At 50.2% G+C, this 13,400-nt stretch carries 11 protein-coding genes, 2 rRNA genes and 1 riboswitch (1 of these 14 cut by a window edge); of the genes, 10 read left to right on the top strand and 3 right to left on the bottom strand.

What is annotated here, in order from left to right:
- Both ACEN86_RS03550 and rrf read left to right on the top strand, forming a co-directional pair.
- Positions 1-2,532, top strand: a 23S ribosomal RNA gene (locus tag ACEN86_RS03550) (it extends 397 nt beyond the left edge of the window).
- 88 nt (positions 2,533-2,620) lie between these two features.
- A 5S ribosomal RNA gene (rrf, locus tag ACEN86_RS03555) occupies positions 2,621-2,737 on the top strand.
- Between the two features lie 20 nt (positions 2,738-2,757).
- Here the strand turns inward: rrf and ACEN86_RS03560 are convergent.
- From ACEN86_RS03560 to ACEN86_RS03570, 3 genes are all read right to left on the bottom strand, one after another.
- Entirely contained in the window at positions 2,758-2,997 is a 240-nt protein-coding gene (locus ACEN86_RS03560; protein ID WP_495632992.1) for a hypothetical protein, read from the bottom strand.
- A gap of 133 nt (positions 2,998-3,130) precedes the next feature.
- A complete protein-coding gene (locus tag ACEN86_RS03565; protein WP_495632993.1) occupies positions 3,131-3,388 on the bottom strand; it encodes a GlsB/YeaQ/YmgE family stress response membrane protein in 258 nt (85 codons plus the stop codon).
- A gap of 387 nt (positions 3,389-3,775) precedes the next feature.
- Positions 3,776-4,765, bottom strand: a complete 990-nt coding sequence (locus ACEN86_RS03570) for a ketoacyl-ACP synthase III (protein WP_495632994.1) — start codon at positions 4,763-4,765, stop codon at positions 3,776-3,778.
- Between the two features lie 208 nt (positions 4,766-4,973).
- On the opposite strand from ACEN86_RS03570, the gene ACEN86_RS03575 reads away from it, so the two are divergent.
- The 8 genes from ACEN86_RS03575 (at position 4,974) to ACEN86_RS03610 (ending at position 12,780) form a co-directional block, all read left to right on the top strand.
- A complete protein-coding gene (locus ACEN86_RS03575; protein WP_495632995.1) occupies positions 4,974-7,112 on the top strand; it encodes a DNA topoisomerase III in 2,139 nt (712 codons plus the stop codon).
- Positions 7,113-7,194: 82 nt separating this feature from the next.
- Positions 7,195-7,326: a hypothetical protein gene (locus ACEN86_RS03580; RefSeq protein ID WP_495632996.1), complete on the top strand. Its 132-nt coding sequence runs from the start codon at positions 7,195-7,197 to the stop codon at positions 7,324-7,326.
- A gap of 285 nt (positions 7,327-7,611) precedes the next feature.
- Positions 7,612-7,875 (top strand): DUF1294 domain-containing protein, encoded by a 264-nt coding sequence (locus tag ACEN86_RS03585; RefSeq protein ID WP_495632997.1) that lies wholly within the window; start codon positions 7,612-7,614, stop codon positions 7,873-7,875.
- 107 nt (positions 7,876-7,982) lie between these two features.
- On the top strand, positions 7,983-8,420 hold the full coding sequence (locus tag ACEN86_RS03590) for a universal stress protein (RefSeq protein WP_495632998.1): 438 nt from the start codon (positions 7,983-7,985) through the stop codon (positions 8,418-8,420).
- 180 nt (positions 8,421-8,600) lie between these two features.
- Positions 8,601-8,703: riboswitch (purine riboswitch) on the top strand.
- 189 nt (positions 8,704-8,892) lie between these two features.
- Complete coding sequence (gene purE, locus ACEN86_RS03595; RefSeq protein ID WP_495632999.1) at positions 8,893-9,390, top strand: 5-(carboxyamino)imidazole ribonucleotide mutase; 498 nt, start codon at positions 8,893-8,895, stop codon at positions 9,388-9,390.
- The gene (gene purK / locus ACEN86_RS03600; protein ID WP_495633000.1) at positions 9,390-10,571 is read left to right on the top strand and encodes a 5-(carboxyamino)imidazole ribonucleotide synthase; all 1,182 of its coding nucleotides are present in this window, start codon (positions 9,390-9,392) and stop codon (positions 10,569-10,571) included. The genes purE and purK overlap by 1 nt, the downstream gene beginning before the upstream one ends.
- On the top strand, positions 10,568-11,866 hold the full coding sequence (purB, locus tag ACEN86_RS03605; protein WP_127199386.1) for an adenylosuccinate lyase: 1,299 nt from the start codon (positions 10,568-10,570) through the stop codon (positions 11,864-11,866). Before purK ends, purB begins: the two co-directional genes overlap by 4 nt.
- 32 nt (positions 11,867-11,898) lie before the next feature.
- Positions 11,899-12,780, top strand: coding sequence for a phosphoribosylaminoimidazolesuccinocarboxamide synthase (locus ACEN86_RS03610; protein WP_495633001.1), 882 nt, complete (start codon positions 11,899-11,901; stop codon positions 12,778-12,780).
- Positions 12,781-13,400 lie beyond the last annotated feature (620 nt).

The raw sequence follows: 13,400 nt of genomic DNA on the forward strand, positions 1-13,400 counted from the left end.
ATCCCTCCGAGACGGATCCCGAGTAGTGCGGGGCACGTGAAACCCCGTATGAATCCAGCAGGACCATCTGCTAAGGCTAAATACTCCCTAGCGACCGATAGTGAAGCAGTACCGTGAGGGAAAGGTGAAAAGCACCCCGGAAGGGGAGTGAAAGAGATCCTGAAACCGTGTGCTTACAAGAAGTCAGAGCCCTCTATATGGGTGATGGCGTGCCTTTTGTAGAATGAACCGGCGAGTTACGTTCCCGTGCAAGGTTAAGGTGAAGAGCCGTAGCCGCAGCGAAAGCGAGTCTGAATAGGGCGACTTATAGTACGTGGACGTAGACCCGAAACCGTGTGATCTACCCCTGTCCAGGGTGAAGGTGCGGTAACACGCACTGGAGGCCCGAACCCACGTATGTTGAAAAATGCGGGGATGAGGTGGGGGTAGCGGAGAAATTCCAATCGAACTCGGAGATAGCTGGTTCTCCCCGAAATAGCTTTAGGGCTAGCCTCGGAATTAAGAGTTGTGGAGGTAGAGCACTGATTGGGTGCGGGGCCCGCCAAGGGTTACCAAGCTCAGTCAAACTCCGAATGCCATAAACTTGTATCCGGGAGTCAGACAGTGAGTGCTAAGATCCATTGTCAAAAGGGAAACAGCCCAGACCATCAGCTAAGGTCCCCAAGTGTGTGTTAAGTGGGAAAGGATGTGGAGTTGCACAGACAACCAGGATGTTGGCTTAGAAGCAGCCACCATTTAAAGAGTGCGTAATAGCTCACTGGTCGAGTGACTCTGCGCCGAAAATGTAACGGGGCTAAACACACCACCGAAGCTATGGCTTGATGCATTGCATCAGGGGTAGGGGAGCGTTGTATGTAGGTTGAAGGTGTACCGTAAGGAGCGCTGGACAGCATACAAGTGAGAATGCCGGTATGAGTAACGAAAAGATCAGTGAGAATCTGATCCGCCGAAAGCCTAAGGGTTCCTGAGGAAGGTTCGTCCGCTCAGGGTAAGTCGGGACCTAAGGCGAGGCCGAAAGGCGTAGTCGAAGGACAACAGGTTGAAATTCCTGTACCACCGTAATCCGTTATGAGCGATGGGGTGACGCAGTAGGGTAGTGACGCGGACTGATGGATGTCCGTCTAAGCAGTGAGGCTGGTGTGTAGGCAAATCCGCACACCGTAAGGCTGGGCTGTGATGGGGAGCGAAAATTATAGTAGCGAAGGTCATGATCTCACACTGCCAAGAAAAGCCTCTAGTCAGGAGAAGGTGCCCGTACCGCAAACCGACACAGGTAGGCGAGAAGAGAATTCTAAGGCGCGCGGAAGAACTCTCGTTAAGGAACTCGGCAAAATGACCCCGTAACTTCGGGAGAAGGGGTGCCCCGGTAGTGTGAATAGCACGAGGGGGCCGCAGTGAAAAGGCCCAAGCGACTGTTTAGCAAAAACACAGGTCTGTGCGAAGCCGCAAGGCGAAGTATACGGGCTGACGCCTGCCCGGTGCTGGAAGGTTAAGGGGAGTGGTTAGGGGTAACCCGAAGCTATGAACCGAAGCCCCAGTAAACGGCGGCCGTAACTATAACGGTCCTAAGGTAGCGAAATTCCTTGTCAGGTAAATTCTGACCCGCACGAATGGCGTAACGACTTGGGCGCTGTCTCAACGAGAGATCCGGTGAAATTTTAATACCTGTGAAGATGCAGGTTACCCGCGACAAGACGGAAAGACCCCATGGAGCTTTACTGCAGCTTGATATTGGACTTTGATACGATTTGTACAGGATAGGTGGGAGCCTAAGAAGCAGGAGCGCCAGCTTCTGTGGAGGCAACGTTGGGATACCACCCTGATCGTATCGGAGTTCTAACCTGGTACCGTAATCCGGTATGGGGACAGTGTCAGGTGGGCAGTTTGACTGGGGCGGTCGCCTCCTAAAGAGTAACGGAGGCGCCCCAAGGTTCCCTCAGAATGGTTGGAAATCATTCGAAGAGTGCAAAGGCATAAGGGAGCTTGACTGCGAGACTGACAAGTCGAGCAGGGACGAAAGTCGGGCTTAGTGATCCGGTGGTACCGCATGGAAGGGCCATCGCTCAACGGATAAAAGCTACCCTGGGGATAACAGGCTTATCTCCCCCAAGAGTCCACATCGACGGGGAGGTTTGGCACCTCGATGTCGGCTCATCGCATCCTGGGGCTGAAGTAGGTCCCAAGGGTTGGGCTGTTCGCCCATTAAAGCGGTACGCGAGCTGGGTTCAGAACGTCGTGAGACAGTTCGGTCCCTATCTGTCGTGGGCGTAGGAAATTTGAGAGGAGCTGTCCTTAGTACGAGAGGACCGGGATGGACGCACCGCTGGTGCACCAGTTGTTCCGCCAGGAGCATAGCTGGGTAGCTAAGTGCGGAAGGGATAAGCGCTGAAAGCATCTAAGCGTGAAGCCCCCCTCAAGATGAGATTTCCCAATTAGTAAGACCCCTTGAAGACGACGAGGTAGATAGGCTGGGGGTGGAAGTGCAGCAATGCATGGAGCTGACCAGTACTAATCGGTCGAGGGCTTATCCAACAAGCTCGGAAGGACGCAGTCCAAGAAGAGCATACGCAGATTCGTTTCGTATCTAGTTTTCAGGCGATCAAGCCTGAAGAGAAATCCGTTTGGTGGCGATGGCGGAGGGGTTCCACGCGTACCCATCCCGAACACGACCGTTAAGCCCTCCAGCGCCAATGGTACTTGGACCGCAGGGTCCTGGGAGAGTAGGACGCCGCCAAGCAATTACAAAAAAGCACTGCCTCATAGGCAGTGCTTTTTTGTACCCACAAGAGTACCCACAAGAGTACCCACAAGAGTACCCACAAGAGTACCCACAAGAGTACCCACAAGAGTACCCACAAGAGTACCCACAAGAGTACCCACAAGAGTACCCACAAGAGTACCCACAAGAGTACCCACAAGAGTACCCACAAGAGTACCCACAAGAGTACCCACAAGAGTACCCACAAGAGTACCCACAAGAGGGTGAAATATCAACAAAGCAAGGCAAGAACTGTTAGTAACTGAATAACTTAGTTTGTTTCCATACCAAGAAATCCACAATTTATTAAGATATGAACAAAGAAAAACACCTGAGTAGAACTCAGGTGTTTTTCCAAGGGTTAGTTATCAATTAAGAGCGGCTGCGACCAAATGAACGAAGCAGCAGGCTCACGATAAATACCAGAACTACTGCACCAATCAACGCTGGAATGATGTAGAAGTCACCGATTTCAGGTCCCCAGTTACCGAGGATTAACGAACCGAGCCATGCACCAATGAAACCAGCGATAATATTACCAATTACGCCGCCTGGAATGTCTCTGCCCATAACCAGACCTGCCAACCAACCGATGATACCACCAATAATCAATGACCATAAGAATCCCATGCTTGTCAACTCCTTAATATTGATTGTTTGTTGTTGTTGATTACTATTAACCGCTCTGGCTCTGTTTAAACACCCTAAGTTACTTATTTACGAAAAATTGTTGCCAGCTTGCTTAAAGTGAACAACCAACCAGAGCAGTTAGTACGTTATCAACAGTTAATTAACTGCAGCCATCCATGCACATTCATGCATTAAGGAACTTGAGTACGTCCTCACAAATTTATCAGACAAACTCAACACTGCTTTTATTAATACCCAAGAATTTAAGAATTGATGCATATAAAGAAAGAAGCCATCCCCCATTTACTACTTTGGTAGGTGACTTCTTTAATTATTTGAATATTCTTCAATCCAAATTTTATTAGGTTCTAATGTTAGGAAAACGGGTTAGTCCAGTACTCCCCATCTTAACAGCAGTCCTGCATAAGTTAATCCTGCACCGAAGCCGAATAGAATTAGCCGGTCCCCATATTTTAGAGTTCCGTTGCGCTGTGCGAGCTGAAGGGAGAGCGGAATTGTGGCACTGGATGTATTTCCATAGTACTCGGCGCTGGTGAGGGTCTTCTGAACAGGAATGTTGGTCTTCTCACAAATCGACTCAATCATCTTAAGGTTCGCGCTGTGAGGTACGAACCAATCCACCTCATCGATCCCAACGGCAGATGCCTCGAGAAGGCGTGTGATCCCTTCAGGTACGGTACGGACAGCCCATTTGTACACTTCGCGGCCATTTTGATAAATCTTGCCTTCGCCTTCGAGCGGCATTCCTTCTATAGAGGCAGCGAGGCCAGAGCGGTAGACATGCTTTCCTCCTGATCCCTCACTTCCAAGAACAGCACCTTCAAAGCTTGGACTGTCAGCATCATATTCCACGAGAGCGGCCCCAGCACCATCTCCAAAAAGAATACAGGTATTGCGGTCCGCATAATTGGTGACCTTAGACATGGTCTCTCCAGCGATCACCAGGATCTTTCGGTGGAGTCCTGCTGTGATAAGGCCATTTGCAAGGTGCAGGCCATAGGCAAATCCCGCACAGGTTGCATTGATATCCAGAGCTCCGGCCTGCTGCAGTCCGAAATGGTTCTGAACTAGACAAGCTACACTGGGGTAGGGATAGTCGGGAGTTGTGGTGGCCACGATGACCATTTCAACATCATCAAGGGTTCCTTTATAAGAGGCTGCCAAATCTTCAACAGCACGAATACATAAGTGGGAAGTGAATTCTTCCTCCGCAGCAATTCTGCGTTCACGAATACCTGTGCGCTGTACAATCCATTCATCGTTGGTATCAACCAGCTTTTCCAAGTCCTCATTCGTCAAAATACGTTCAGGCACATAAGAGCCAATTCCGGTTATACGAGCTGCAGAAGAATTCATTGTATCACTCCTTAAATTATTCTAAACGTATTATATCACAAGGTACTAGTACCTGGTGCTATAACTTGAATAATTATTTACGACTTATGTTCATTAAACTTTCCAGTTCAATGAATCTTAGTCGCTAACGCCCATGTCGAACTCTGTTCATGCCTCCATTCGGCAGTGCTATAATAAGACATAGAAGAAAGGGGAGCACTAACTTACTATGAAGATTCTGGTACTGGCTGAGAAGCCGTCGGTAGCAAGAGAGATTGCCCGTGTTATGGGAAGTCGTGAGAAGCATAAAAGTCATTTTGAGGGACCTAAATACGTAGTAACCTGGGCGCTTGGGCATTTGGTGGGTCTGGCTGAGCCCGAGGACTATGATCATAAATTTCAAACCTGGAATTTGGAGGATCTGCCGATTCTTCCGCAGAAAATGAAGCTGAAGGTTCTCCGCGAGACGAATCATCAATTTAAGGCCGTTCAGCACTTGATGAAGCGATCGGATATCGGTGAGCTTATCGTTGCCACTGATGCTGCCCGTGAAGGCGAATTGTTGGCAAGATGGATCATGGACATGGTGAATTGGAACAAGCCGTTCAAGCGGCTGTGGATATCTTCGCAGACTGATAAGGCGATTAAGGAAGGTTTTGCTTCGCTGAGGCCAGGCAGCCAGTTCGATCGTCTATACCAGTCTGCACGTTGCCGTGCTGAGGCTGACTGGATGGTCGGTCTTAATGTAACACGGGCTTTGACTGTGAAATTTAACGCCCAGCTGTCAGCTGGACGGGTTCAGACACCTACCCTGGGAATGATTATGTACCGCGAGAATGAGATTCTGAATTTCCGCTCGGAGACTTATGGTCAGCTGCGCGTTGATCTGGGATCTTTTGAAGCGATGTGGAGGGCGCCTGGGGGCGACTCGAGGATTTTTGATGAAGAGAAGACGAATCGATTGAAGAGTAAGCTTGAAGGACGCATGGGTAAGATCACCAAGTTAACAAAAAGCGAGAAGGTTGTTCCGTATCCACTCGCGTACGACCTGACTGAGTTACAGAGGGATGCCAACCGCAGATACGGCTTCTCGGCCAAGCAGACTTCGAATGTGCTTCAGCGTCTGTATGAACAGCACAAGTTGGTGACTTATCCGCGTACAGATTCAAGGTACCTAACATCGGATATGACGGATACGCTTAAAGAGCGTCTGGAAAGTGTGGCCGTCGGGCCTTATGCGGCTATAGCAAGACCTTTACTTCGTAAAGCGCTGCCGCTGACCAAGCGCATCGTAGATGACAGCAAGGTAACCGATCACCACGCCATTATTCCTACTGAGCAGACGGTGATCCTTAGTGCGCTGACTGCAGAGGAGCGGAAGCTGTATGACCTGATTGTAAGAAGATTCATCAGTCTCTTCTATCCTGCCGCCAGATATGACCATGTGAATGTTGTGGTTGAGGTCGACAATGAACTGCTGTACGCAAAAGGCACGACGATTAAAGACCCGGGCTGGCACGCAGTCTATGATGGACAGGGGTTTGACGAGATGGATTCGGATGAGAATAACGAGAATGAGGCTGATGAATCAGACAAGGTGCTGCCAGAACTTAGGGTAGGTCAAAGCGTAGAGGTGAATCGCTGCGTGATTCAAAATGGTCGCACGCTTCCTCCCAAGCGCTATACCGAAGCGGCGCTCTTGTCCCAAATGGAGAAGCACGGACTGGGTACGCCAGCCACCCGTGCGGATATTATTGAGAAGCTGGTTAATTCCGATACGATTGACCGCCAGGGAAATGCTCTGCATCCAACCGGGAAGGGTAAACAGCTGATTGATCTGGTCTCGGCTGACCTTCGGACTCCCGATCTGACCGCGAAGTGGGAAAGTGAGCTGGAGCGAATAGCTAAGGGACAAGGTCAGCCGGAACCTTTTCTCAAAGGAATCCGGGAGATGGCAGAGCGGTTGGTGCATGAAGTCAAGGCAAGCGGAGCCTCCTACAAGCCGCACAACGTATCAAGCAGTCACTGCCCGGACTGCGGCACGCGTCTGCTCGAGAAGAAGAGTAAGCGGGGACTGATGCTGGTATGTCCTAGTGAGGACTGCGGGTATAAGCGTTCCGGAGAGAAGCGGCTGTCCAACCGGCGCTGCCCGCAATGCCACAAGAAGATGGAAATGAAAGAAGGCAAGGCCGGTCTATTCGTGCAGTGTCTGGCTTGCGGGATCACCGAGACGATGAATAAAGACAGCAAGCATGTGAATAAGCGCGAGACCCAAAAGCTGGTTAAGCAGTATGCCAAACAGGAGTCCTTGGGCTCTAATTTGGGTGAACTGTTAAAGGCTGCACTGGAACAAAAGGCAGATCAATAGCTGACTTTCTCAGGATGATCTTCACTTGACTCCCGCATAAAACGGTCTCCCCACAGGCACATTAAGGGTGGAGGTGCTTCGAATGCCAAAGCATAAATCGCGTAAAATCAACAATCAGAAGAATAACTCAAGTATCCTTGAGGAGCCCATAACGGCGCAGTTAAAGAAGCAGGAAGAGCGTGTGCCGAGCTTGAATGGGATTTCGAAACAATAAGCGTATGGCACGAATAGTTACCGAAGGGCAGTAGTTGGTGAATGATCGTAGTGGAGCAGTTATAGGATGAAAAAGAACTGAACTGAAATTAATCAATTAGCGGTAGTAATAGCAATAGTAATTAAAAGCAGAAGCAGAGCCCCCTTAATTGGGGGTTTTTTGATAATGTGCTTATTACCGGGGAATATGAGCTAAGTCGTTTGTTTTTAAATAGACATAAGTTCTATAATATAAGAAGATACAGCGTGGACTTCAGCGCGTTAGATTGGGGGACTGTGGGCCGGCATGACCTTGGCGATAGGACTATGGTTCGTGATTATTAATTTAATAGGTTATTTTGTAATGTCCGAGGATAAGAAGAAGGCAAGGCGAAGGCAGGAAAGGACACCAGAGCGAACGCTGTTCATGTTGGCTTTTATCGGGGGGGCACTAGGGGTGCTGATCGCCATGTACAGGTGCCATCATAAGACCAAGCACATCAGCTTTATCATCGGGATTCCGGCGCTGCTGTTCCTGAATGCCATTCTGTACGGGTATTTTCTCAGATAGTGTGCAGCTGGCTTTCTTATGGGAATTCATGAGGTTTCGGCAGGTATGATTAGGGTTATTTAGTTCTTATTTGGATTACATACAATAGTAGGAGAGGTGTTGTTATTATGCTGTTCAACAAAATTCTTGTTGCGTATGATGGCTCTAAATCATCTAATAAAGCTCTGGACAAGGCGATTGAGCTGGCCCAATTATCCTCGGATTCTGAGCTTGTTGTACTGCACGTGTATGATTTTCCACGGTTCTATATTGCCGAGGGCTTTGCACCTGTTCCCGATTCAGTCAATCTGGAGTTCTATCAGCTGGCTGAGAAGACATCGGATGAGGCGAAAAGCCGTCTAGCTGAGAGTGGTATTACCAACGGTAGGGTAGAATTGGCCCAGGGAGCAGCCGCGGAAGTGATTTTGGAGTATGCGGCCAAACAGGGGTTCGATGCGATCGTGATCGGCAGCCGCGGGATTGGCGGTATTCGTGAATTCGTACTCGGCAGTGTCAGTCATAATGTAGTGCAGCATGCGAGGATTCCGGTGTTGGTTGTTAAATAAGTTAGAAGAGAGTGCTGGGAACAGCATTCTCTTTTTTATATATGAGAGAGGAGGAAGCTCTCGTAAGAACGCATTATAATTTTGAAAAAGACGAACGTTCGGTTTTTACTAGTTTTTATTGTTCGTGTTTAGGTTGACAGCCCTGTGTAAGGGTTGTTAAACTAGGAGAGAAGAAGGCGCTTATGGCGCATATAAAGCTCTCGTATATCGCCGGGGATATGGCCCGGAAGTTTCTACCTGAGAACCGTTAAATTTTCAGACTACGAGGGACGTGATGGGAAAGGTCAGTACATAAGACCTTCTTTTGTTTTGTGGGTAGTGTATATGCCACAGGATGGAAGCTCTTCCTGTAACGTATCCCCGTGGTCCGGTGTCCAGAGAAAATACTTGTATTTTCGCGGATAGCCGGATTTTTGCTTAAATGTGGATCGACGCTTCATTCTATATATTACTTAAGAAAGCGGGTTGGAGCATGACAGCGCAGGTGTCAGTAATTATGGGAAGTAAGTCAGACTGGGAGACCATGTCCCACGCATGTGAAGTGTTGGACGAGCTGGGAATTCCCTATGAGAAGAAAGTGATATCGGCTCACCGTACGCCGGATTTGATGTTTGAATTCGCAGAGAACGCCGCTTCCCGCGGGGTAAAGGTCATCATTGCCGGAGCTGGCGGTGCAGCGCATCTGCCGGGCATGGTAGCCGCGAAGACGATTCTGCCGGTGATCGGCGTTCCCGTCAAATCGGCTGCCCTGAATGGACTCGACTCGCTGCTATCCATTGTGCAGATGCCGGGCGGAATTCCAGTGGCTACCGTAGCCATTGGCAAAGCTGGGGCAACCAACGCAGGCCTTCTCGCTGCCCAGATCCTTGGGGCTTTCGATACGGAAGTAGCCAGCCGGGTACAGGCTCGAAGAGACAGTATCCGCGAAGAGGTACTGGAGAGCGGCAGACATCTGGGAGAGAACGAATAATGAGTGAAATCAAGGTGATTGCGCCAGGTTCCACAATTGGGATTCTCGGTGGTGGACAGCTTGGCCGGATGATGGCCCTGGCAGGGACGAACTTGGGATATCGCTTCGTGACTTTGGAGCCGACGCCTGACTCGCCCTGCGGACAGGTAACCGATCAGATTACAGCCTCCTATAGTGATAAGCTTGCGGCGAGAGAACTGGCTTCACGTTCGGATGTCATCACTTATGAATTTGAAAATGTGGATTCAGAGGTTGCAGCTCTACTTGAGGATTTATCCTATGTACCCCAGGGGAGCCGCTTGTTATATACAACCCAGCACAGGATTCGGGAGAAGCAAGCGATTGAAGCTGCTGGTGTTCCGGTAGCTCCATACCGGGAGATTCGAAGCGTAGAAGAATTGAGAGATGCTGTAGAGAGCTTGGGTATTCCTTCCGTATTGAAGACAGCTACAGGCGGTTACGACGGGAAGGGACAGTGGGTAATCCGTTCAGTTGAGGAAATTGCGGAGGCTTACGAGACACTAAGCAAGGCCGGTACGGAACTGGTGCTTGAGAAATTCATTCGTTTTGAGAAGGAATTATCTGTTGTGGCTGCCCGGAGTCCTCGCGGGGAGATCAAAACGTTCCCCGTTGCAGAAAATATCCATGTGGATAACATCCTGCACGCCTCTATCGTTCCGGCTCGGATCGATGACAGCATCCAGGAAGAGGCCGAGCGCCTTGCCGCCCGGATTGCAGAATCGCTTGAAGCTGTTGGGTTGCTTGCAGTGGAGTTATTTCTAACCGAGAGCGGAGAGCTCTTCGTGAATGAGCTTGCGCCAAGACCGCACAATTCAGGTCACTATACGATGGAAGCCTGCAAGACTTCACAGTTCGAGCAGCATGTCAGAGCCATTTGTAATCTGCCGCTGGGCGATACATTCCTGCTGAGCCCGGTGGTTATGGTCAATGTCCTGGGTGAGCATATGGACGAGGTCGTTCAGGGACTTATGAGCGGAGCTTGGATAGAGGGGAACGATCAGAACGCCGCCCCGGACGTGGTTCCGAAGGTTCATTTGTACGGAAAGAGCGGATCAGCAGCCAAACGGAAGATGGGACATATCAACCTCTTATGCGATAATGTGCAAGAAGGCATGAACTTTATACAGCAAACCAAAATTTGGAGGAATCAACAATCATGATCGAACGTTACAGCAGACCTGAGATGAGAGCCATTTGGACGGAAGAGAATAAATTCAAGGCTTGGCTCGAAGTTGAAATTTGTGCAGCCGAGGCTTGGGCGGAACTCGGCGTAATTCCCAAGGAAGACGTAGCGCTGCTTCGTCAAAATGCTTCTTTTGATATCGACCGGATCTATGAAATTGAGCAAGAGACACGCCATGATGTAATTGCCTTCACACGTGCGGTGTCCGAGAGCCTTGGGCAGGAGCGTAAATGGGTGCATTACGGGCTGACCTCCACAGATGTTGTGGATACCGCACTTGGATATCTGCTCAAGCAGGCCAATGAGATTCTCGAGAAGGACATTATTAATTTCATTGCGATTCTGAAAGATAAAGCCGTGGCCTACAAGGATACACCGATGATGGGACGTACGCACGGTGTGCATGCAGAGCCTACAACTTTCGGACTCAAGATGGCACTGTGGTATGAGGAAATGAAGCGGAATCTGGAGCGTTTCCGTCATGCGGCCGATAATGTACAATTCGGCAAAATCTCGGGTGCTGTCGGCACTTACGCCAACATTGACCCGTTCGTGGAGCAGTTCGTCTGCGATAAGCTTGGCACTTCTGCCGCGCCGATCTCGACACAAACGCTGCAGCGTGACCGTCACGCTGAATATATGGCCACACTGGCGCTGGTTGCTACATCGCTGGACAAATTCGCAACTGAAATTCGCGCTTTGCAGAAGAGTGAGTTCCGTGAGGTGGAGGAAGCTTTTGCGAAAGGTCAAAAGGGTTCATCGGCCATGCCGCATAAGCGCAACCCGATCGGCTGCGAGAACATCTCCGGCTTGTCGCGCGTCATCCGCGGACATATGATCACGGCCTATGAGAACGTGACCTTGTGGCATGAACGTGACATTTCCCACTCCGGTGCGGAGCGCGTGATTCTTCCGGATGCAACGATGCTGCTCAATTACATGCTCAATCGTCTCGGTAACATCATCAAGAACTTGACGGTGTTCCCTGAGAATATGAAGCGTAACATGGGCCGTACGTTCGGGGTTCCTTTCTCCGGCCGTGTATTGACCAAGCTGATCGACAAAGGCTTCAGCCGTGAAGAGGCTTATGATACTGTACAGCCCCGCGCGATGCTGGCTTGGGAGACGCAGCGTCAATTCCGCGACATTATCGAGGAGACACCTGAGATTACGGCGGTGCTGAGCAAGGAAGAGATTGAGGATGCTTTTAACCCTTCATGGCATTTGAAGCATGTGGATACGATTTTCAAAAAGCTTAGACTTATAGATTAATTAACGATCAGGGGAAGAGGAGGACGGCAAAAATGTCATCACAGGCTGTGTCCACAGCAGTGGATTATGTTGATGCACCGCTGCTCTATAAAGGAAAGGTTCGCGAGCTGTATGACTTGGGAGAGCATTACCTCATCGTAGTTACCGACCGCATCTCCGCGTTCGACTATGTACTGGACCCGCCGGTTCCGGAAAAGGGCAATGTGCTTAATCAACTGAGCGCTTACTGGTTCAAGCTGACGACCGATTTGATCCAGAATCACGTGGTGCACACGGATGTGGAGAAGCTAGGTACGGTCATTAAGAACAAGGAGCTGCTGAAGGACCGAATCATGGTCACTCTCAAAGCAGAGCGTATTGATATCGAGTGTGTGGTTCGCGGATATATTACTGGCGGCGGATGGCGCCAATACGAGCAGAACGGAGCCATCAACGGCATTTCACTGCCGGAGGGACTCCGCAAGAATGACAAGCTGCCGGAACCGATCTTCACCCCGGCTGCTAAGAACGATGTGGGCCACGATGAGGATATTCCGTTCGAGCGGATGCAGGAACTTGTCGGTGGTGAATTGGCCGAACTGCTTAAAGCGAAGAGCCTTGAGCTGTATGCCTTCGCCAGAGACTACTGCGCTGAGCGCGGCATCATTCTGGCGGACTGCAAGCTGGAGTTCGGTCTGATCGACGGGGAGCTTATCCTGATCGACGAGATCTTCACCCCGGATGCTTCCCGCTTCTGGGCGAAGGAGAACTACGCGCTCGACATCGAGATCGACAGCATGGATAAAGAGCCTGTTCGCTCTTACCTGGCCGGCACGGATTGGGACAAGAACAGCCAGCCGGCTCCGCTTCCAGCGCATGTAGTGGAGGAGACCACTCGCCGCTACCAAAACATTTATCACCGTCTCACGGATTAATCGGGCTTCGTAGGGGCCATAAAATGCACTTGTAATTTCAACATAGGAGGCAGGTCGTAACTACGGGGAATGCTTGGACTTCCGGCCGCTGTTGTCTCCAGATTTCTTGATTAATACCGCTCATAGCGGTGGAAATCCGGAGACAAAGGCGGTCGCTGGCGCTCCTGCAGTTCCAAGCTTCCCCTACGTTACTCCATCCCTATGTCACTTATTCAAGTGCCGATTATATAGCGGTCCTACGAAGCGAGCGAGTTCCTGCCGGAGAGCGTTCTCTCCGGCAGGGGTGAGAGCCAGAAAAAAAAGGTTTATTGCAGGAGCACCAAAAGCAAAGTGGGTCCCACAAGGGACGGCAAGCGGCTCCTTCACCATAGCAGCACAGGAACAGCCAAGCAGCAGTCCCCACCAAGCTTCAGGGTGTCCAGAGGTGAAAGTTTTCCAAAGGAAAACTACCTCGAAAGCATAAGCTTAGCCCTTGGGGCCCTCCCTTCTAGGGAGGGTTTGGGAGGGTAAACTGCTGGTTTGGGAGGGGAAGAAATTAAAGGAGTACAGAGGACGAAGTCCTTTGTCAAAACCTTGGTTTTATTAAAATTTTCGGGTACCCATAGGGCAAAGCCCTTGGC

Source organism: Paenibacillus sp. Paensp111, from assembly GCF_059492195.1.